The sequence below is a fragment of the Curtobacterium sp. BNK-1 genome (assembly GCF_048685235.1).
In the GTDB taxonomy this organism is placed as follows: Bacteria; Pseudomonadota; Gammaproteobacteria; order Enterobacterales; family Enterobacteriaceae; genus Pantoea; species Pantoea agglomerans.
Genome location: NZ_JBLQTJ010000001.1, coordinates 3,948,501 through 3,969,295 on the forward strand (window position 1 = coordinate 3,948,501; position 20,795 = coordinate 3,969,295).

Annotated in this window: 17 protein-coding genes, 4 tRNA genes and 1 other RNA gene; 18 read left to right on the plus strand and 4 right to left on the minus strand. The window is 56.2% G+C overall.

The genetic code is table 11. The features are described from left to right. The first annotated feature begins 9 nt into the window (after positions 1 to 9). From wzzE to ACMGGP_RS18665, 16 genes are all read left to right on the plus strand, one after another. On the plus strand, positions 10 to 1,059 hold the full coding sequence (wzzE, locus tag ACMGGP_RS18590; RefSeq protein ID WP_010257365.1) for an ECA polysaccharide chain length modulation protein: 1,050 nt from the start codon (positions 10 to 12) through the stop codon (positions 1,057 to 1,059). After that, positions 1,052 to 2,200: a non-hydrolyzing UDP-N-acetylglucosamine 2-epimerase gene (gene wecB / locus ACMGGP_RS18595; RefSeq protein ID WP_022624854.1), complete on the plus strand. Its 1,149-nt coding sequence runs from the start codon at positions 1,052 to 1,054 to the stop codon at positions 2,198 to 2,200. The genes wzzE and wecB overlap by 8 nt, the downstream gene beginning before the upstream one ends. Next, a complete protein-coding gene (gene wecC, locus ACMGGP_RS18600; RefSeq protein WP_010257361.1) occupies positions 2,197 to 3,456 on the plus strand; it encodes a UDP-N-acetyl-D-mannosamine dehydrogenase in 1,260 nt (419 codons plus the stop codon). The genes wecB and wecC overlap by 4 nt, the downstream gene beginning before the upstream one ends. Continuing rightward, positions 3,453 to 4,523, plus strand: a complete 1,071-nt coding sequence (gene rfbB / locus ACMGGP_RS18605) for a dTDP-glucose 4,6-dehydratase (protein WP_498798699.1) — start codon at positions 3,453 to 3,455, stop codon at positions 4,521 to 4,523. The genes wecC and rfbB overlap by 4 nt, the downstream gene beginning before the upstream one ends. A 19-nt stretch (positions 4,524 to 4,542) precedes the next feature. After that, entirely contained in the window at positions 4,543 to 5,424 is an 882-nt protein-coding gene (rfbA, locus tag ACMGGP_RS18610) for a glucose-1-phosphate thymidylyltransferase RfbA (RefSeq protein WP_132499519.1), read from the plus strand. After that, on the plus strand, positions 5,402 to 6,109 hold the full coding sequence (gene rffC, locus ACMGGP_RS18615; RefSeq protein WP_187512112.1) for a dTDP-4-amino-4,6-dideoxy-D-galactose acyltransferase: 708 nt from the start codon (positions 5,402 to 5,404) through the stop codon (positions 6,107 to 6,109). Before rfbA ends, rffC begins: the two co-directional genes overlap by 23 nt. Beyond that, on the plus strand, positions 6,096 to 7,226 hold the full coding sequence (gene rffA, locus ACMGGP_RS18620; RefSeq protein WP_010257349.1) for a dTDP-4-amino-4,6-dideoxygalactose transaminase: 1,131 nt from the start codon (positions 6,096 to 6,098) through the stop codon (positions 7,224 to 7,226). Before rffC ends, rffA begins: the two co-directional genes overlap by 14 nt. Further along, positions 7,226 to 8,476, plus strand: a complete 1,251-nt coding sequence (gene wzxE, locus ACMGGP_RS18625; protein WP_498798700.1) for a lipid III flippase WzxE — start codon at positions 7,226 to 7,228, stop codon at positions 8,474 to 8,476. The genes rffA and wzxE overlap by 1 nt, the downstream gene beginning before the upstream one ends. Next, positions 8,473 to 9,540 carry a TDP-N-acetylfucosamine:lipid II N-acetylfucosaminyltransferase gene (gene wecF, locus ACMGGP_RS18630; RefSeq protein ID WP_159227211.1) on the plus strand — a complete coding sequence of 356 codons (1,068 nt, stop codon included), beginning with the start codon at positions 8,473 to 8,475 and terminating at the stop codon, positions 9,538 to 9,540. Before wzxE ends, wecF begins: the two co-directional genes overlap by 4 nt. Beyond that, complete coding sequence (gene wzyE / locus ACMGGP_RS18635; protein WP_033767575.1) at positions 9,537 to 10,880, plus strand: ECA oligosaccharide polymerase; 1,344 nt, start codon at positions 9,537 to 9,539, stop codon at positions 10,878 to 10,880. Before wecF ends, wzyE begins: the two co-directional genes overlap by 4 nt. A gap of 25 nt (positions 10,881 to 10,905) precedes the next feature. Continuing rightward, on the plus strand, positions 10,906 to 11,646 hold the full coding sequence (gene wecG, locus ACMGGP_RS18640; protein WP_010671671.1) for a lipopolysaccharide N-acetylmannosaminouronosyltransferase: 741 nt from the start codon (positions 10,906 to 10,908) through the stop codon (positions 11,644 to 11,646). A 158-nt stretch (positions 11,647 to 11,804) separates the two neighbouring features. Next, positions 11,805 to 11,881 (plus strand) — tRNA-Arg (locus ACMGGP_RS18645). A gap of 98 nt (positions 11,882 to 11,979) precedes the next feature. Next, positions 11,980 to 12,055 (plus strand) — tRNA-His (locus tag ACMGGP_RS18650). A gap of 16 nt (positions 12,056 to 12,071) precedes the next feature. Continuing rightward, positions 12,072 to 12,158 (plus strand) — tRNA-Leu (locus tag ACMGGP_RS18655). A gap of 20 nt (positions 12,159 to 12,178) precedes the next feature. Continuing rightward, positions 12,179 to 12,255: transfer RNA gene (locus tag ACMGGP_RS18660), tRNA-Pro, on the plus strand. A 31-nt stretch (positions 12,256 to 12,286) separates the two neighbouring features. Further along, positions 12,287 to 12,416: non-coding RNA, RtT sRNA (locus ACMGGP_RS18665), on the plus strand. A gap of 1,110 nt (positions 12,417 to 13,526) precedes the next feature. Here the strand turns inward: ACMGGP_RS18665 and hemY are convergent. From hemY to hemC, 4 genes are read right to left on the minus strand one after another with little or no spacing between them, the layout of a single operon-like run. Beyond that, the gene (gene hemY, locus ACMGGP_RS18670) at positions 13,527 to 14,723 is read right to left on the minus strand and encodes a protoheme IX biogenesis protein HemY (RefSeq protein WP_010257339.1); all 1,197 of its coding nucleotides are present in this window, start codon (positions 14,721 to 14,723) and stop codon (positions 13,527 to 13,529) included. A 2-nt stretch (positions 14,724 to 14,725) separates the two neighbouring features. Further along, complete coding sequence (hemX, locus tag ACMGGP_RS18675; RefSeq protein ID WP_010257336.1) at positions 14,726 to 15,859, minus strand: uroporphyrinogen-III C-methyltransferase; 1,134 nt, start codon at positions 15,857 to 15,859, stop codon at positions 14,726 to 14,728. A gap of 25 nt (positions 15,860 to 15,884) precedes the next feature. Continuing rightward, positions 15,885 to 16,613, minus strand: coding sequence for a uroporphyrinogen-III synthase (gene hemD, locus ACMGGP_RS18680; RefSeq protein WP_033767572.1), 729 nt, complete (start codon positions 16,611 to 16,613; stop codon positions 15,885 to 15,887). Then, positions 16,610 to 17,563, minus strand: coding sequence for a hydroxymethylbilane synthase (gene hemC / locus ACMGGP_RS18685; RefSeq protein ID WP_498798701.1), 954 nt, complete (start codon positions 17,561 to 17,563; stop codon positions 16,610 to 16,612). The genes hemD and hemC overlap by 4 nt, the downstream gene beginning before the upstream one ends. A gap of 303 nt (positions 17,564 to 17,866) precedes the next feature. On the opposite strand from hemC, the gene ACMGGP_RS18690 reads away from it, so the two are divergent. Both ACMGGP_RS18690 and lptM read left to right on the plus strand, forming a co-directional pair. After that, positions 17,867 to 20,425: a class I adenylate cyclase gene (locus tag ACMGGP_RS18690; RefSeq protein WP_010257330.1), complete on the plus strand. Its 2,559-nt coding sequence runs from the start codon at positions 17,867 to 17,869 to the stop codon at positions 20,423 to 20,425. A gap of 147 nt (positions 20,426 to 20,572) precedes the next feature. Then, the gene (lptM, locus tag ACMGGP_RS18695) at positions 20,573 to 20,773 is read left to right on the plus strand and encodes an LPS translocon maturation chaperone LptM (protein WP_010257328.1); all 201 of its coding nucleotides are present in this window, start codon (positions 20,573 to 20,575) and stop codon (positions 20,771 to 20,773) included. Positions 20,774 to 20,795: the final 22 nt, after the last annotated feature.

Below are 20,795 nucleotides of genomic sequence, written 5' to 3' on the forward strand. Positions count from 1 at the left end.
ACCTCTGCCATGCCTTCTGACGTTGTGGACAACGAACTGGATATTCGCAGCTTTTGCTGCCGTTTATGGCGTGGCAAGCGCTGGATTATCGGGCTGGCGCTGCTGTTTGCTCTGGTCGCCTGGCTGGCCACGCTGCTGCTGAAACAGGTCTGGAGCACCACGGCGATCACCGATCGTCCGACGGTGAACATGCTGGGTTCTTACTATGCACAGCAGCAATTTCTGACCAATCTGGATGTGCGCAACAACGCCTTAACCCTGGCCGCACCTTCACCTACGGTGATGGATCAGGTTTATCAGGAGTTCACCATGCAACTCGCCTCCTGGGATACGCGTCGTGAGTTCTGGCAGCAAACGGATTATTACAAGAGTCGTAAAACCGGCAATGCGCATAATGATGCCGCGCTGCTCGACGATATGATCGGCAATATCCTGTTCACGCCCGCTGACGCGGCACATAACCTGCCCGATAACGTCAAACTCAAAGCGGAAACCGCTGGCGACGCCAATAATCTGCTGCGTCAGTACATCGCCTATGCCAGTGAGCGCGCCGCGCGTCATCTGAATGATGAGCTAAAAGGTGCCTGGCGGGCACGTACCGACCAGTTGCAGGCGCAGGTGAAACGTCAGGAAGATGTGGCTAATGCGGTGTTTCAGCGCCAGCAGCATCGGCTGGAGCAGGCGCTGAAGATCGCCAGCCAGCAGGGCATCAATGAGAAACAGACGCGTGAAGCGGGTGAAAATCTGGCAGACAGCGACCTGTTTCTGCTGGGCCAGCCGGTTTTACAGGGACAGCTGGATACGCTGCGCGCTACCGGTCCGGAGTTTGATATCAGCTATGATCAGAACAGAGCAATGCTGACCACGCTGCAGACCGGGCCAAAACTGAACAGCCAGTTCCAGACCTACCGTTATCTGCGTACGCCGGAAGAGCCGGTATCACGTGACAGTCCGCGACGTCTGTTCATGATGATTATGTGGGGTGCCATTGGGGCATTAACAGGCGCGGGAGTGGCGCTGGCACGTCGTCCGCGTCTGATGTCAGACACGCATGAGTGAGAGAAACAGTGTGAAAGTTCTGACGGTATTTGGTACTCGTCCCGAAGCGATCAAAATGGCACCGCTGGTTCAGGCGCTGGCGCAGGATCCCGCTTTCGAATCGCGACTGTGCGTCACCGCACAGCATCGCGAAATGCTCGATCAGGTGCTGCGCCTGTTCAAGCTGCAGCCGGACTATGATCTCAATATTATGCGTCCCGAGCAGGGGCTGACCGAGATCACCTGCCGCATTTTAGAGGGCATGAAAACTGTCCTGCTCGACTTCAAACCGGACATCGTGCTGGTGCATGGTGACACCACCACCACACTGGCGGCGAGCCTGGCGGCATTTTATCATCAGATTCCGGTCGGGCATGTGGAGGCCGGTCTGCGTACCGGCGATCTCGCCTCGCCATGGCCGGAAGAGGGTAACCGTAAACTTACCGGTCATCTTGCCCATCTGCATTTCACCCCCACCTCCCGATCGCGTCAGAATCTGTTGCAGGAAAATCTGCCCGATGCGCGCATTATCGTGACCGGCAATACGGTCATTGATGCGCTGCTGTGGGTTCGCGACAGGGTGCTGGATGACAGCAATCTGAATGCACAACTGGCGGCGCGCTATCCGTTTCTCGACCCGGATAAGAAACTGGTGCTGGTCACCGGACATCGTCGCGAAAGCTTTGGTGGCGGCTTTGAACGTATCTGCAGCGCGCTGGCGCAGATTGCCCGCCAGCATCCCGAGGCGCAGATTGTCTATCCGGTGCACCTTAATCCCAATGTCAGCGAGCCGGTAAACCGGATTCTCAGCGGCATTGAGAATATCATTCTGATTGAACCGCAGGAGTATCTGCCTTTTGTCTGGCTGATGAACCGCGCCTGGCTCATCCTCACTGACTCCGGTGGCATTCAGGAGGAAGCGCCTTCGCTGGGTAAACCGGTGCTGGTGATGCGTGACACCACCGAGCGGCCTGAAGCGGTCGACGCCGGCACCGTCAAACTGGTGGGGACCGATATCGCCCGAATCGTGGCGGAGGTCAGCAGCTTGCTGACTGACGACGCTGCCTGGCAGGCGATGAGCCACGCCCATAATCCGTATGGCGATGGCAAAGCCTGTGGTCGTATTTTACAAGCCTTAAAAGATAACCGAGCCGAATTATGAGTTTTGAAACCATCTCCGTGATTGGACTGGGATACATTGGGCTGCCGACGGCAGCCGTTTTTGCCTCAAAGGGAAAAAAAGTGGTGGGCGTGGATATCAACGCGCGTGCCGTTGAAACCATCAATCGTGGCGCGATCCATATTGTGGAGCCCGATTTAGATCAGGTGGTGCATGCGGCCGTTACGCGTGGCGATCTGCGCGCCACCACGCAGCCGGAAGCCGCCGACGCTTTTCTTATCGCCGTACCGACCCCTTTTAAAGATGAGCATCAGCCCGATCTGCGCTTTGTGAAAGCCGCGGCGGAGTCGATTGCGCCGGTACTGAAAAAGGGCGACCTGGTGATTCTGGAGTCGACCTCACCGGTGGGCAGCACCGAACAGATGGCCGACTGGCTGGCGGCGGCGCGTCCCGACCTGCGCTTTCCTCAGCACGGTGATACGCCCGATATTTTTGTGGCCTACTGTCCGGAGCGCGTGCTGCCTGGTCAGGTGATGGTTGAGCTGATTAACAACGACCGGGTGATTGGCGGCATGACGCCAGCCTGTTCCGCCCGCGCCAGCGAGCTTTATCGGCTGTTTTTAAAAGGCGAATGCGTTGAAACCAACGCCCGAACCGCCGAGATGTGTAAGCTGACAGAAAACAGCTTCCGTGACGTGAATATCGCCTTTGCCAATGAGCTGTCGCTGATTTGTGCCGATCAGGGGATTAACGTCTGGGAGCTGATTGCGCTGGCGAATCGCCATCCGCGCGTCAACATTCTGCAGCCGGGCCCAGGCGTCGGCGGTCACTGTATCGCCGTCGATCCCTGGTTCATCGTGGCGCAGAATCCTGAATTAGCCCGCCTGATCCGCACCGCGCGCGAGGTCAATGACGCCAAGCCTCAGTGGGTGCTGGACCAGGTGAAAACCGCGCTGGCGGACTGCCTGACACAGACCGGCAAGCGCGCCAGCGATATCACCATCGCCTGCTTTGGCCTGGCCTTTAAACCCAATATTGACGACCTGCGCGAAAGCCCGGCGGTGGGCGTGGCACAGAAAATTGCAGAGTGGCACAGCGGCACCACCTGGGTGGTTGAACCCCATATTGAGCAGCTTGCTGACGCACTGGCCGACAAAGCCGTGCTGGTCTCTGCCGGGCAGGCGCTGGAACAGGCCGATATTCTGGTGATGCTGGTCGATCACCGCGCCTTCCGCGCCATTGATGGCGCCAGCGTTCAGCAGAACTGGATTGTCGACACCAAAGGTGTGTGGCGATGAGGCGTTTTCTGATCACGGGCGGTGCCGGGTTTATCGGTTCTGCACTGGTGCGCTTTCTGATCGCAGAAACCGAACATCAGGTGGTGGTGGTCGATAAACTCAGCTACGCCGGAAATCTGGCGTCACTCGCCAGCGTTGCCGACTCGCCCCGCTTTCATTTTGAGCAGGTCGATATCTGCGATCGCCCGGCACTTGATCAGGTGTTTGCCCGTCATCAGCCAGGCTGTGTGATGCATCTTGCGGCTGAAAGCCATGTGGATCGTTCGATTGACGGGCCGGTAGCCTTTATCGAGACCAATATTGTCGGGACTTATCAGTTGCTGGAAGCCGCGCGTTTTTACTGGCAAAACCTGGATGACGCGCGTAAAACCGCCTTTCTGTTCCACCATATCTCGACCGATGAAGTCTTTGGCGATCTGCATGACAGCCAGGCTTACTTCACCGAAACCACACCCTATGCGCCAAGCAGTCCTTACGCCGCCAGCAAGGCCAGCAGCGACCATTTAGTGCGGGCCTGGCTGCGCACTTACGGTCTGCCCACGCTGGTCACCAACTGTTCAAATAACTACGGCCCCTGCCATTTCCCGGAGAAGCTGATCCCGCTGACCATCATCAATGCGCTGGCCGGAAAAGCCTTGCCGGTTTACGGCAACGGACAGCAGATTCGTGACTGGCTCTACGTCGAAGATCACGCCCGCGCACTCTATCAGGTGGTCAGCCATGGCAAGCCAGGCGAAACTTATAATATCGGCGGCCATAACGAGCGACGCAATATTGAGGTGGTTGAAACTATCTGCAGCCTGCTTGAAGAGCTGGCCGCTGAGCAGAAACCTGCCGGGCTGGCGCATTACCGCGACCTGATTACCTATGTCACTGACCGCCCCGGTCACGATCAGCGCTATGCCATTGATGCCAGTAAAATCGCGCATGAACTTGGCTGGGTACCGCAGGAAACCTTTGAAAGCGGCATGCGTAAAACCGTGGCATGGTATCTGGCCAATCCCACCTGGTGGCAGGCTATTCTGGATGGCCGCTATCAGGGCGAACGCCTTGGCTTATCGCAATAAACCCGCGTAAGGAGCAGCGATGAAAGGCATCATTTTAGCGGGAGGGTCGGGCACGCGGTTACACCCGATAACCCGTGCAGTATCAAAGCAACTTCTGCCGGTTTACGACAAACCGATGATCTACTATCCGCTCTCCGTGCTGATGCTGGCGGGTATTCGCGACATCCTGTTAATTACCACGCCGGAAGACCGGGCGCAGTTTGAACGTCTGCTGGGCGATGGCAGTGAATTTGGGATACGCCTCAGCTATGCGGTGCAGCCAAGTCCCGATGGGCTGGCGCAGGCCTTTATCATCGGCGAATCCTTTATCGGCGAGGATAATTGCTGCCTGGTTCTGGGTGATAACCTCTATTTTGGCCAGGGCTTCAGCCCCAAGCTCCGGAAAGTTGTTGAACAGAATCGTGGCGCAACGGTGTTCGGCTATCAGGTCATGGACCCGGAACGTTTCGGCGTGGTGGAGTTTGACGATAACTTCAAGGCGATCTCGATTGAAGAGAAACCACAGCAGCCGAAATCGCGCTGGGCAGTAACCGGGCTCTATTTTTATGACAATCAGGTTATTGAATTCGCGAAACAGGTGAAACCCTCAGCGCGGGGCGAGCTGGAAATCACGGCCATTAACCAGATGTATCTGGAGCGTGGTGAGCTGACGGTCGAACTGCTGGGACGAGGTTTTGCCTGGCTGGATACCGGCACACACGACAGCCTGGTGGAAGCCAGCATGTTTGTGCAGACGGTGGAAAAACGTCAGGGCTTCAAAATTGCCTGCCTGGAAGAGATTGCCTGGCGTAACAGCTGGATGAGTGATGACCAGCTGCGGGCCGCGGGTGAAGCGCTGACAAAAACCGGCTACGGCCAATACCTGCTGGATTTATTGCATGCCCGTCCACGTCAATATTAATCCCCTTAGCTGGGAGAGCGCATTCTTCGGTGTTGATACCGTGCGGCTGGAGCCGCAAGGTGACATCCCGCTGGAACAGGCGCTGCGTCATCCCTGTGCGCTGATGCAGATGAAAGTCGCTGCCAGCGAGACGGCGCTGATTGATACGCTGCAGCAGCACCAGTTCCGGCTGGCAGAAGGCGAGGCAGATCTGACGCTGGCGGTGAAACAGACGGAACGGCAGGCGGGAATTCGCATTGCGCGCGAAGCCCAGATCCCGCTACTGCGCGATGCTGCCTCACAGCTCTTCAGCCAGAGTCGTTTTCGCGCGCCCTGGTATGCGCCGGACGCCAGCGGACGCTTCTATGCGCAGTGGATTGAAAATGCGGTACGCGGGGCGTTTGACGATCAGTGTCTGGTGGCAAGCGATGCCGCGGGTCAGCTGCAGGGATTTGTTTCGCTGCGCGCGGTGGATGGCGATGCCCGCATTGGCCTGCTGGGCGTACTGCCCGACGCGCAGGGCCAGGGGCTGGGTCAGCGACTGATGCTGGCAGCAGCAGACTGGGCGCGGGTACGACAGCTGGCTCAGCTTCGGGTTGCTACCCAGCTCAGCAATCTCACGGCGATGCGCCTCTATTTACGCAGCGGTGCCCGGCTCGACAGCACCGCGTACTGGTTTTACAGGAAAGGTCATGATTCCATTTAATGCGCCCCCGATTGTGGGCACAGAAATTGAGTATATGCAGTCGGCGATGAACAGCGGCAAGCTGTGCGGCGATGGTGGATTTACCCGTCGCTGTCAGCAGTGGATGGAGCAGCGGTTTGGCAGCAAAAAAGTGCTGCTGACCCCCTCCTGTACCGCTTCGCTGGAGATGGCGGCGCTGTTAATCGATCTGCAGCCCGGCGATGAAGTGATTATGCCGAGCTACACCTTTGTCTCTACCGCCAACGCCTTTGTGCTGCGCGGCGCCCGCATTGTGTTTGTCGATGTGCGCCCGGACACCATGAACATTGATGAAACGCTGATCGAAGCGGCCATCACTGAAAAAACCCGCGCCATTGTGCCGGTCCATTACGCAGGCGTGGCCTGTGAAATGGACACCATTATGGCGCTGGCGGCAAAGCATAAGCTGTTTGTGATTGAAGATGCGGCGCAGGGCGTGATGTCACGCTACAAAGGTCGTGCGCTCGGCACCATCGGTCATATTGGCTGCTTCAGTTTCCACGAAACCAAGAACTACACCGCCGGCGGCGAAGGTGGCGCGACGCTCATTAACGACGCCAGCCTGGTCGAGCGCGCCGAGATCGTGCGGGAAAAAGGCACCAATCGCAGCCAGTTCTTCCGGGGTCAGGTCGATAAATACACGTGGCGCGATATGGGATCGAGCTATCTGATGGCCGATCTGCAGGCAGCCTATCTCTGGGCGCAGCTGGAAGCCGCTGAAGGTATCAACCAGCAGCGGTTACGCATCTGGCAGCGTTATTACGATGCGCTGCAGCCGCTGGCGGCTCAGGGACGCATCAGTCTGCCGGTGATCCCCGCCAGCTGTGAACACAATGCGCACATGTTCTACATCAAACTGCGCGATCAGGACGATCGTCAGGCGCTGATAAACTGGATGAAAGAAGCCGAGATACTGACGGTGTTTCACTATATTCCGCTGCACAGTTCGCCCGCCGGTGAGCGGTTCTCGCAGTTTGTCGGCGACGATCGCTTTACCACGCGGGAAAGTGAACGCCTGCTGCGTCTGCCGCTGTTTTATAACCTGTCGGATAACAATCAGAGCACGGTTATCAGCTCACTGCTGAGCTTCTTTTCCTGATGTCATTAGCCAGAGCCTCAGTGTGGACCGCATCGTCCACGCTGGTAAAAATTGTGGCCGGCCTGCTGGTCGTCAAACTGCTGGCGGTCAGCTTCGGACCCGAGGGTGTCGGCCAGGCGGGGAACTTCCGTCAGTTGATCACCGTGCTGGGCGTGCTGGCGGGCGCAGGCATCTTTAATGGCGTTACCACCTATGTGGCGCAGTATCAGCAGCAGCCCGAACAGTTGCGGGCGATGGTGGGCACGGCATCAACCATGGTGCTGGGCTTTTCCTGTGTGCTGGCGCTGCTGTTTCTGCTGGCGGCGGCACCCATCAGTATCGCGCTGTTTGGTCACGACCGCTATCAGGGCGTCATCCGCGTGGTGGCCTTTCTTCAGCTCGGCATCGCCTGGGCCAACTTTACCCTGGCGCTGCTGAAGGGCTATCGCGACGCGCGCGGTAATGCGCTGGCGCTGATTCTCGGCAGCCTGATTGGCGTGGCAGGCTATCTGCTCTGCTGGTGGCTGGGCGGCTATCAGGGCGCGCTGACGGGTCTGGCGCTGGTGCCGGCTTTGCTGCTGCTGCCTGCACTCCTGATGCTGAAACGCCGTGCGCCGCTGCCGCTTAGCTGGCTGCGACCGCAATGGCATCCTGAGCTGGCCCGTAATCTGGCAAAATATACGCTGATGGCGCTGATCACCGCCGTGACCCTGCCGGTCGCCTGGGTGCTGATGCGTAATCTGCTGGCGGCGCAGCAGGGCTGGGCACAGGTCGGATTATGGCAGGGCGTCACCAGCATTTCCGATGCCTATCTGCAATTTATTACCGCGACGTTTAGCGTCTGGCTGCTGCCGACGCTGGCGCGGCTGGATAACAAACGCGACATCGCGCGCGAGATTGGCCGTGCACTGCGCTTTGTCCTGCCCGCCGTAGCGGTTGCCAGCCTGGGTGTCTGGGTACTGCGCGATTTCGCCATCAGCCTGCTGTTCTCTGAAGCTTTTCGCGGGATGCGCGATCTCTTTGTCTGGCAGCTGTGCGGCGATGTTTTTAAGGTCGGCGCCTATGTTTTCGGATATCTGGTTATCGCCAAAGCCTCGCTGCGCTTTTATGTTCTGACTGAGATCAGCCAGTTCCTGTTGCTGACCCTGTTTTCACGCTGGTTGATCCCGTTACATGGCGCGACGGGTGCGGCGCAGGCCTATATGTTTACCTATATGGCTTACTTTGCCCTGTGTTGTGGCGCTTTTATTGTTTACTGCCGGAAAAAATGACTTTAATTCACGTTTTGGGATCGGACATTCCCCACCACAATCTTACGGTGCTGCGCTTTTTCAACGACGTACTCAGCGTTGAGCAGCCTGCGGCTGCGCCACGCCATTTTATGGTGGTGACGCAACAGCCTGAGAGCCTGGCGCCGTTCAGTGCGTTGCAGATCGAGTGCTTTACCAGCAAGAAAGCGCTGGCGCAGGCGGTACTGCAGCGGGCCAGAAATCGTCAGCAGCGTTTTTTCTGCCACGGACAGTTTAACCCGTGGATCTGGCTGGCGTTACTCAGCGGTAAGCTGCGTCGTTCACAGCTCTTCTGGCACGTCTGGGGTGCCGATCTTTATGAAGATTCGCGCAGCCTGAAGTTCCGCCTGTTCTATCTGGTCCGCCGGATAGCGCAGGGACGGGTTGCACAAGTTTTTGCGACCCGTGGCGACCTGCATCACTACCAGCAGCGCCATCGGCGCGTACCCGGTTCACTGCTCTATTTTCCCACCAGAATGCCCGCTGCAGCCGTTGAATCTGTCCCGTCGGAGCCTTTTACGCTGTTGCTGGGAAACTCGGGCGATCCGAGTAACCGGCATATCGAAGGCTTAAAAGCGATTCACGCGCAGTTTGGCGAGCAGGTGCGTATCGAGGTCCCTTTGGGCTATCCGCCAGGTAATGAGGCTTATATCAGCCTCATTCAGGCCACTGCCGATGCGCTGTTCCCGAACGGGCAGGTGAATCTGATGCGTGAAAACCTGGCGTTTGATGATTACTTAGCCCTGCTGGTGCGCTGCCATGTCGGCTATTTTATGTTTGAACGTCAGCAAGGGGTGGGAACACTCTGCCTGCTGATCCAGGCCAACGTGCCGTTTGTCCTGACCCGCAAAAATCCATTCTGGCGTGATGTGGCAGAGCAGCAGCTTCCGGTATTGTTCAGCGAAGATACGCTGTCGCCTGCGGTGATCGCCGAGGCACGTCGTCAGCTGATGAGCTGTGATAAACAGGCTATCGCCTTTTTTGCGCCGGGTTATCTGGCGGGCTGGCGAGCCGCGTTACAGCTCAGCGAAGGGGAGTTGTCATGAGTCTTATGCAGTTTGGCGGCCTGCTGGTGGTCTATCTGCTGTCGCTGGTTTTTATTCTGACCCTGACCTGGCGGGAGTTTAAGCGCGTCCGTTTTAACTTTCATCTGTTCTTCACGCTGCTGTTCTTACTGACCTTTTACTTCGGCTTCCCGCTGACCTCCGTGCTGGTGTTTCGCTTTAATGTTGAAGTGGTGCCGGTTGAGAACCTGCTGGAGGCGCTGCTGTCGGCCACGGCGTTTTACGCCATTTATTACGTCAGCTATAAAGTGCGGCTGAAACCCGCCAGCGCGTCTCCGGCGAAGCCCTGGCTGCAGATGAATCGCGTCGAAACCCATCTGACCTGCGTGATACTGGCGCTGGTGGCGCTGGGTACCGTGACGGTGTTCTTCATTCATAACGGTTTTCTGCTGTTCCGCCTGACCGCCTATAACCAGATTTTCTCCAGTGAAGTGTCGGGTGTAGCGCTTAAGCGCTTCTTCTATTTCTTTATTCCGGCGATGCTGATCCCCTACTTTTTGAGCCCGACGCGCCGCAACTGGCTGCTGTTCCTGGTGGTGACCGTTGCCTTTGGTTTACTGACCTACGCGCTGGTGGGTGGTACCCGCGCCAATATCATTATTGCGTTTGCCCTGTTCCTGTTTATCGGGATTACCCGTGGCTGGATCACTTTGTGGATGCTGGCAACGGCGGGCGTGCTGGCGATTGCAGGAATGTTCTGGCTGGCACTGCGCCGCTATAACCTCGACGTTATGGGCGATGAAGCGTTTTATACTTTCCTCTATCTGACGCGTGATACCTTCTCGCCGTGGGAGAATCTCGCCTTGCTGCTGGATAACTACGCCAGAATTGAGTTTCAGGGGCTGGCACCGCTGTGGCGTGATTTCTACGTTTTCATTCCGACCTGGCTCTGGCCGGATCGGCCGCTGGCAGTGTTAAACAGTGCTAACTACTTCACCTGGGAAGTGCTGAACAACCATTCTGGCCTGGCGATTTCACCCACGCTGATAGGGTCGCTGGTGGTGATGGGCGGCGTCTGGGCGATTCCGATCGGTGCGGTCGCGGTAGGGATGATTATAAAAGCCTTTGATGCAATCTATCAGCGTGGCTGCCTTGAGACCAACCGTTACACCGGCGCCATCCTGCAAAGCTTCTGTTTTGGCGCGGTCTTTAACATGATCGTGCTGGCACGCGAAGGCCTTGATGCGTTCGGTTCACGCGTGGTGTTTTTCTGCATCATTTTTGCTGCCTGTCTGGGCATGGCTAAATTACTTTTCTGGTTACTGGATCGCGCAGGTTTGATTCGCGATCGCAGCAGGCGGGTGTTGCACAGCCCGCTCTGAGTAGCCTCTGGGATTGACGGAAGATATGACAAAGTTAACTGAGACGCCGCAGTACCGGATTCGCGGCGTTGAGTTGTATGGCTTCGAAAACATGCCCTCGGCGGTGAATTTTCTGATGCCGCCGCACAGCGTACGCAGCGGTATTTTAGTGGCGATTAATGCGGAGAAGATCCTGACCGCTGAGCGGGATGAGGGATTACGCACGCTGTTAGCGCAGGCGGAGTATGCGTACGCCGATGGCATCAGCATTGTGCGCTCGATTCGTAAAAAGTATCCACACGCGTCGGTGCAGCGCATTGCGGGTGCTGATTTATGGGAAGCGCTGATGGAACGCGCCGGGCGGGAAGGGACGCCTGTATTTCTTATCGGCGGTCGTCAGCAGGTGCTGGATGAAACCTGCGATAAGCTACGTCGTCAGTGGAATGTGAATATTGTCGGGGCGCAGGACGGCTATTTTGCGCCAGCCGATCAGGATGCGCTGTTTGCCCGGATTGCGGCCAGCGGCGCGAAGCTGGTGACTGTAGCGCTGGGGTCGCCCCGTCAGGAGCTATTGATGCTGGCGTGCCGTGCGCACTGGCCTGATGCGCTCTATATGGGCGTGGGTGGAACGTACGATGTTTTCACCGGCCATGTGAAGCGAGCGCCTGAGATCTGGCAGCGGCTGGGTCTGGAGTGGCTCTATCGTCTGATTCGGCAGCCTGGCCGCCTGCGCCGGCAATTAAAACTGCTTAAATATTTGCGCTATCACTGGCGTGGCGATCTCTGATATTGCTGATAAATGCCGCATTTTTACGCGTTGTGAGAGTGGAAATGCACTATTTGTCGACAAAATGCACAAAGCGTAATCAAACGCGTCTTTTTATTTAAAAAGCACTAGACACGATGGGCGCTTATCTCTAGTATGCACATCCGCAACGGCGCTACGCGCCCGTAGCTCAGCTGGATAGAGCGCTGCCCTCCGGAGGCAGAGGTCTCAGGTTCGAATCCTGTCGGGCGCGCCATATCGTTTGTGCGCATGAGCTTCGGTGGTTGATTTACCGCGGTTGGCAGTAGAGATTTAAATGCTGCAGGTTTTTAACTTGTGACATTAAGTATTGTGGTGGCTATAGCTCAGTTGGTAGAGCCCTGGATTGTGATTCCAGTTGTCGTGGGTTCGAGTCCCATTAGCCACCCCAGATTTTGCTGGGAAACGCGAAGGTGGCGGAATTGGTAGACGCGCTAGCTTCAGGTGTTAGTGTCTTAACGGACGTGAGGGTTCAAGTCCCTCTCTTCGCACCAGGCAAAACAGTTAAAAAAATCGGCGAGTAGCGCAGCTTGGTAGCGCAACTGGTTTGGGACCAGTGGGTCGGAGGTTCGAATCCTCTCTCGCCGACCATTTTAGAAACCTGTCTGAAAAGACAGGTTTTTTTTCGTCTGCAGAAAAGAGGATGAGGACCTCCGAAGGAGGTTTGAGCCGAGCGTAGCGAGACAACGTTGCTTCAGCAACGGCCCGAAGGGCGCTGCTCGCAGAGCAGAGTAATCCTCTCTCGCCGACCATTTTAGAAACCTGTCTGAAAAGACAGGTTTTTTTTCGTCTGCAGAAAAGAGGATGAGGACCTCCGAAGGAGGTTTAGGTGGGTACAGCTAAATAAGTTTGCTGTAAATCCGAGCCTGCGAAGGGAACATGGTCAGATCGGAAAGTCGCTTAAGCCATCCATGGCCGCTCGGCCCACGCCGTCCCTGGCGTGGGACGCTTTCCTCTTCTGACCATGCTCCCTGCGCGTTGAGCTTATGCGCTGTGGTCAGATGCATCCGGGATTGGATCTGTCATTTGTCTGAAGCGTCCTTGTAAGTATCAGATGCGTCTGCCATACGTGAAGCGAAGGGAGCATACGCCTGTAGCAAAGCATCGCGCCGCCCGGATAAAAACGCCGGGAGCGTTTTTGAACAACGCAAAGCGTTGGCCCGACTACGGGCGCACCTCAGGGATGAGGTGCGTAATCGCCCGCGCTGAGGATGGCGTCTTTTGACGTCTTTGCGTAAGGCGTATGCCTCCCTGAAGCCCGCACAGCAGTGAGAGCGGGCTGCTTGTTAGCTAATCCTTTGATGCCAGCTCACCCTTGATTTCGCCAGTTGTCAGATAAAGTTGCTTAAACAGGAGCAACAGCGTCGTGAATTGCCGACAAATAAGTCATTGTTATTGTTGATTTCACAGAGAGATTTGCCTTGCTGTCTCCATTCAGAGACAGAGAAAATGCCAGCTGTCGCTGGATACCGACATTTCCCGACAGGCCTGTTGAATGAAGCTTTGAGCTAATTCTTTAACATGCTGATTTATTGTGATTTTAAAAATAATCATAAACCTGGCATGGCTTGTGCAATACTTCTGCTGTAGATGCTCATTCCACCTCTTATGTCTGCTGATGCTACATAAACCTGGGAATGATGCAGAGCCAATTTTAGGTACCTGTTGTCTGCCTGCCTGTATCGCGAAAGCCTTACAGGGTTAACAGACACCACGTTGAGTCAGGTACCTCCCGGTTGTCTTACCGACCTGATCTTACACCTGCCACTGGCAGGTGTTTTTTTTGCCTGCGAAAGCGTGCTGGCAGATTGCGGGCACAAAAAAGCCGGGCAAGCCCGGCTTTATCAGGTATGAAAAGAGGATCAGGCGTTGGGATTGTTCTTCAGTGTGAGCAACAACCCTTCACGACGCATCTTCGCCGCTTCTTCCGGGCGACGCAGACGATCATAAACATCCGCCAGCCATGCATAATCAAACGCGTCAGGACGCTGTGCCAGCGCCTGCTGCAGTGCCTCAGCAGCCTGCTGCCATTCCCCATGACGCATCAGCAACTGCCCCAGCGTACTGTGCAGCAGCGGTGTTGCGCCGTGCTGTTTGATTTGCTGGCGCAATACTTTCTCCAGCGCTTCCGGATTACCGCTTTTGATACGAGGCATCAGCAGTACCAGACGATCGTCATAATGACGCTTGAGGCCCTCCAGCACGATCGATTGCGCGGTGTCGTGATCGTTGCATTCAATCAGATGATCCGCCATGGCCACCTGCAGCGTCGTTTCCTGACGGGTTTTGCGGCTCAGATCGTTCCACCAGCGCTTCAGCCCATCGCTGCCCTGGTCGGCCATCGCCTGATTCATCAGACCCAGCCAGGCCTGCTGCTGTAATGCATCACGATGCAGCTCATCGCCGACCTGCGCCTTCTGCATGGCGGGCAGAATATCCAGCAATGCACTCCAGGCACCAGTACGGACATACGCCTGTTCGGCCAGGCGCAGCACTTCAGGATGACGCGGTGCCACTTCCAGCAGACGGTCAATGCTATGACGCGCAGCATGATCTTCGTTACGTGCCAGCTGAATACGTGCGCGGGCAATTTCTACCGGAATGGTGTTGCTCTCTGACAGCTCTGCAGCACGTTCAAGATGCTGATTGGCACGGATTTCATCACCACGCTGTTGCGCAGCTTCTGCTGCCAGCAGGTAGTTCGCCACCGGCACATCAGCGTGATCGGCATCTTTAGAAAGCAGTTTTTCCACCTGACGATGATCGCCTTCTGCCAGCTTCATCAGCGCCGACTGAGTATGACGCTGGGCGCGACGGCGTTTACGTCCGGTAAACCAGCCACGGGTACGCGCGCCGGTGTGCAGCACGCGGCGCAGCAGCCATTCCACGGCCAGAATCACCAGCAGGCTGAGGATGAGGATAATGACCAGGCCGGTGACGCTGGTTTCGATGTTCCAGTTATCGGTCTGAATCAGCACGTAGCCCTGATGACCGGCAATCATCGGTCCCAGCACCACGCCAGCAATCAGCAGGATAAAGAGGATAAATACCTTAAGCATGCTTAGCCTCCCTGCTGATTAGCAGCGGCAGAAGGTTGCGCTAACAGGTTCCGGACGCGGGTCTGCATCAGCTGTTCCAGCAACGGCTGACTTTCCAGGTTATCCGGCAGATCCATATTGATGTTCTGCTGGCTCAGCTCATCCAGCTGGGCAAGGAAGGCTTTGGTAGCGGCATCATTGGTGTCGTACCAGGCGCGAACCCATGCGGACACGGTGTCGATAGATTGTTTATAAATCTCATCCTGATGACGCGGTACCGCCTGAGCAGCAATCAGCAAACGCGAGCGGATATTCTCACGCAGGTAAACATCCTGATTAGGTGCCAGCAGCGGCTGGGCGGTGTTGTCGCGGCGGCGGATGGTAATAAAATCATCCATAAAGTTATGCCAGCTTTTCACCAGATTCTGACGCCATTCGCGCACGGAACCTGACAGTTCACCGCCATCGCTGTCCATCGGCGCATCATCGCTGTCGTTATCGGCCAGACGCAGATTATCAACGTTGTTCGACAGCTGGTTCAGTTTGAGGATCACGCCGTCATAATCGACCTGCGTAACAGAAGAGAGGTTACTGATATCCTGGGTCAGCGCACGACGCACATTCATGACGCTGGGATCGTTCATGTCGGCCAGGCTGGCATCGGCGCTTTTCAGCAGTGCAGCGGCGGTGGTGACATCCTGGTCGCTCCAGAGTTTGCGACCAGCCAGTTTCACCAGATAGTCCGCCTGTGCCAGCAACCAGCTGCGCACGTCGTTACCAGAAATTACGGCCACTTTTTCACGCAGGGTTTCCAGCTCTTTTGCTGACGCGTTCTGCTGTGTCTGGGCTGTCTGCAACGCGGTTTCGGCGCCGCTCAGTTGCTGAGTCAGCTGCTGTTTGTCGCTGCTGGCCTGCTGTTGCAACGCGCTTAATTGTTCGCTCAGCTTCTGATTGGTTTGTGCCTGTAAATCAGCCTGATGTTTCCCGTTAAGGTATAAACCCGCACCAATCGCCAGCGCAATGACAATCGCAACTGCACCCAGCACCATGCCACCATTTTTCGCATTACGCGGTGGTGTGCTGTTGCTGGAAGGAGAGCGGTCGACCGCTGGGGTGGTTTCTTCAACCATGGCGGAGGAGTCTTTTTGTTCCGTCATATGTGGCACATCCCATTGTTAAAGTTCAGCGTAACGCGCGCAGCAGCGCATCGTTATCGGCACCATCGGCTACCTGAATATCCTGCCAACCCAATCCTGCGGCCAGGGTAGCCAAACGTTCACTGACGACAACCAGTCGGCAGTTGAGCAGCCATTCCTCGCGATCAACTGCGGGGAACAGCGAAAAAAGCTGTTGTAACATTTCACCGCTGGTCACCACCAGCACGGAGACACCGCGATCGCGCCAGCGGCGTCCTTCAACGGGTCCATCATAATACTTCTGGCAGCGCTGATAACAGGCTGCAAACGACACCTCAGCACCTCGCCGGGTTAGCGTCTGAGCCAGCAACTCGCGTCCGGGATCGCCACGCAGGATCAGCGCACGTTTACCCGCAACCTGCTGAAGGGTATTCAGCCGGATCAATTCTTCACTGGTTTCATGCGCATGAGGCCAGGTCACCTGCTGTCCGCTGGCGGTATGAAACGCCAGTGCGGTGCTGCGACCAATTGCATAATAGTCCAGCTCAGCGGGCCATGCTGTGACGGTGTGTTGTGCGTAATGTATAACCTGCTGAGAAAGGATAAAAACCAGGTCGCCAGGGCGAAGTGCGGCGAGCTTTTGTGGCAGAGAGGTGAGATCAGCGCCCGGCGCAAATTCGATCAGCGGCAGGCTCCACGCCTGTTTGCCAAGGGCATGCAGGCGTGACACCAGCTCTGCCGCTGCGGGTTCCGGGCGCGTCACCAGAATGGTCATGCCGGCGGCTGCCCCTGGTAAACTTCCTGCAGGATTTCACGCGCGCCGCCATTCAGCAGTTCATCTGCCAGTGAAATACCCATCTGTTCAGCCTGAGCGCGGGGACCCCGGCGTTCGCCGCTGACCATGACCCGGCCATCCGGTGCGCCGACCATGCCGCGCAGCCAGAGGTCATCGCCTTCCAGCACCGCGAAACTGCCGATTGGCACCTGGCAGCCACCCTCTAAACGGGTATTCATGGCGCGCTCCGCTCGGACACAGACTTCGGTGTCATCGTGATTCAGCGCCTGCAACAGGCTGATTAAGGTGGTGTCGTCCAGACGGCATTCAATGCCGACCGCACCCTGACCCACGGCGGGCAGGGAAACTTCGGCAGGCATCGCCTGACGAATGCGATCTTCCAGTCCCAGGCGTTTCAGCCCGGCGACAGCAAGAATAATCGCGTCATACTCTCCGGCATCAAGCTTGCCGAGGCGGGTGCCGACATTGCCACGCAGCGAGCGGATCACCAGATCCGGACGGCGCGCACTAATCTGGCACTGACGGCGCAGGCTGGACGTGCCGACAATGGCACCCTGTGGCAGCGCGTCGATGGAGTCATAATGATGAGAAACGAACGCATCGCGCGGATCGTCGCGCTCGCAGATGGTTACCAGGCCCAGACCTTCCGGGAAATTGACCGGCACATCCTTCATTGAGTGCACCGCCATATCGGCACGGCCATCCTGCATCGCCAGCTCAAGCTCTTTGACAAACAGCCCTTTGCCACCCACTTTTGCCAGCGGCGTATCAAGGATGATGTCACCTTTCGTGACCATAGGCACCAGCTCAACGCGCAGTCCCGGATGGGCACTCATGAGTCGTTGCTGTACATAATGTGCCTGCCATAATGCGAGCGGGCTTTGTCTTGTAGCAATTCTGAAAATTTTGTCTAACATGCTGTTAACCATTTTTATCGTTCACTGAATATCCTATCATCTCTGGGTGAAGACTGTCAGTTTCAACGGATTGAAAACGGCCTGCGTGCGGTTTCAGGCCGGTTTATTAAGCCATAACGTGGGAACCAGAGCTGAAAATGCGGGAAGCTGGTAAGAACGTGCTAAACTGTCAGGTAGCGCAACTTTCTTTACGGTCAATCTGCAGGGTGTTAGATTGATCACGTTTCCAGCAATTATCTGCCTACTTTTTTACTTTATAAGCGGCAGAGTGTGGAAACAGGGTGCTTAAACACTGGGACAATCAGGCGAAACGTCTTGTACCTCTACATTGAGACACTGAAACAGAGACTGGATGCAATCAACCAGCTGCGCGTTGATCGTGCGCTGGCTGCTATGGGACCCGCTTTTCAGCGCGTCTACAGTCTGCTGCCAACCTTATTACATTATCAACATCCGCAGATGCCGGGTTACCTTGAAGGTAGCGTTCCACATGGCATCAGCTTCTTCACGCCTGATGAAAATCAGCGTCAGCTGCTGGCCGATCTCACCGGCGACAGCGATCTGCGTCATGCCGATGCGCCGAAAGGCGAAATGCCGATCACGGCTATCTATTCTATGGGCAGCACCTCATCTGTTGGCCAGAACAGCGTCTCGGATCTCGATATCTGGGTCTGCCATCAATCCTGGCTCGATAATGAAGAGCGTCTGAATCTGCAGCGCAAATGTACGCTGCTGCAGAAGTGGTGCGTTTCGATGGGCGTAGAGGTGAGTTTCTTTCTGATTGATGAGAACCGCTTCCGCCACAACGAAAGCGGCAGTCTGGGCGGTGAAGATTGCGGTTCAACACAACACATTTTACTGCTGGATGAGTTCTACCGTACGGCAGTTCGTATGGCGGGTAAACGCATCCTGTGGAATATGGTGCCGGGCGAAGAAGAGCACAATTACGACGACTACGTAATGTCGCTCTACGCCAAAGGCGTGCTGACCCCTAATGAGTGGCTCGATCTTGGCGGCCTGGGCACGCTGTCGGCGGAAGAGTATTTTGGCGCCAGCCTGTGGCAGCTCTATAAAAGCATCGACTCCCCGTATAAAGCCGTACTGAAAACGCTGCTGCTGGAAGCCTACAGCTGGGAATACCCGAACACGCAACTGCTGGCGATGGATATTAAACAGCGCCTGCATGACGGTGAAATCATCTGCTTCGGGCTTGATCCTTACTGCATGATGCTGGAGCGCGTTACGCACTATCTGACCAGCGTTGACGATCAGCCGCGTCTTGACCTGGTGCGTCGCTGCTTCTACCTCAAAGTGTGTGAAAAGCTCAGCACCGAAGATCATCAGCATCGCACCGGCTGGCGTCGCGAAATTTTATCGCAGCTGGTCAAAGAGTGGGGCTGGAACGAAGAGAAGATTGCCATTCTGGATAACCGCGCTGAGTGGAAAATCGAGCGGGTGCGCGAAGCCCATAATGAATTGCTGGATGCGATGATGCAGAGTTATCGCAACCTGATCCGCTTTGCCCGCCGCAATAACTTAAGCGTCAGCGCCAGCCCGCAGGATATCGGTGTGTTGACCCGTAAATTGTATGCTGCGTTTGAAGCGCTGCCGGGCAAAGTGACGCTGGTGAATCCGCAGATTTCGCCCGATCTCTCCGAACCCAATCTGACCTTTATTCATGTGCCGCCTGGCCGTGCCAACCGTTCCGGCTGGTATCTCTATAACCAGGCGCCGGACATGGATTCGATTATCAGCCATCAGCCGCTGGAATATAACCGCTACCTGAACAAGCTGGTGGCGTGGGCGTGGTTCAATGGACTGCTGACCCGTAAAACCCGGCTGCATATTAAAGGCAATGAGGTTTGCGATCTGGCGCGTCTGCAGGAGCTGGTTAACGATGTTTCCAGCCACTTCCCGCTGCGTCTGCCCTCGCCGACGCCAAAAGCGCTCTACAGTCCGTGCGAAATCCGGCACCTTGCGATTATTGTTAACCTTGAACACGATCCGACGGCGGCCTTCCGCAATCAGGTGGTGCACTTCGACTTCCGTAAGCTGGATGTCTTTAGTTTTGGTCAGCAGCAGCAGTGCCTGATTGGCAGCATCGATCTGCTCTATCGCAACTCCTGGAATGAGGTGCGTACGCTGCACTTCAGCGGCGAACAGGCGATGATCGAAGGGCTGAAAACCATTCTCGGCAAGATGCATCAGGATGCTGCACCGCCCGATACGGTGGAAGTGTTCTGCTACAGCCAGCATCTGCGCGGTCTGATTCGGACGCGGGTACAGCAACTGGTCTCAGAATGCATTGAGCTTCGCCTCTCCAGCACACGTCAGGAGCCGGGTCGCTTTAAAGCGCTGCGCATGGCAGGCGAGACCTGGGGCCTGTTCTTTGAACGCATGAGCGTTTCAGTGCAGAAGCTGGAAAACGCGGTTGAGTTTTATGGCGCGATCTCCAACAACAAGCTGCACGGACTGTCGATCAAAGTCGAAACGAATCAGACGCCGCTGCCACCCGTGGTCAACGGTTATGCCAGCGAAGGCATTATTCAGTTCTTCTTTGAAAACACCACTGATGAGCGCGGCTTCAATATCTACATCCTCGATGAGACCAATCGGGTTGAGGTCTATCATCACTGTGAAGGCAGTAAAGAGGAGCTGGTGCGCGATGTCAGCCGGTTCTACTCCTCATCGCACGATCGCTTTACCTATGGTTCGAGCTTTATCAACTTCAACCTGCCGCAGTTCTACCAGATTGTGAACACCGGTGAGCGATTCCAGGTGATTCCGTTCCGTAGCCAGACGCTGACGCAGCTGTGTACCTCGCAGCCTGACAACGACAACAGCGACTATCAGCCACGCTATCAGGTGCACTGATGCTGACGGGCTGCCTGCGCTCTGCAGGTGGCCGCTATCTTCCCGGCTTGTCACCCGCTTCACGCTATTTGCGGGCATTTCCTGTTGCTTTTCCACCTTCAACTGCGATGATAAGCATCCAGGTAAAGGACATGAAGAGCATAAAGAATGAAGAAAGTAATAAGCCTGTTGGCCATGACACTGGCAGTAATCAGCCTTGCAGGTTGTGGTCTGAAAGGACCGCTCTACTTCCCGCCGAAGGATCAGCCGAAGAAACAACAAGCCCCAACCGACCGCCAGAAAGCGGATGCCTCTAAAGCCGATGTCGGCGGGCTGGTTACCGGCAATTCAGGCGTAAAAGCGAACTAATCTGATGGCTTATCCGGCGGAG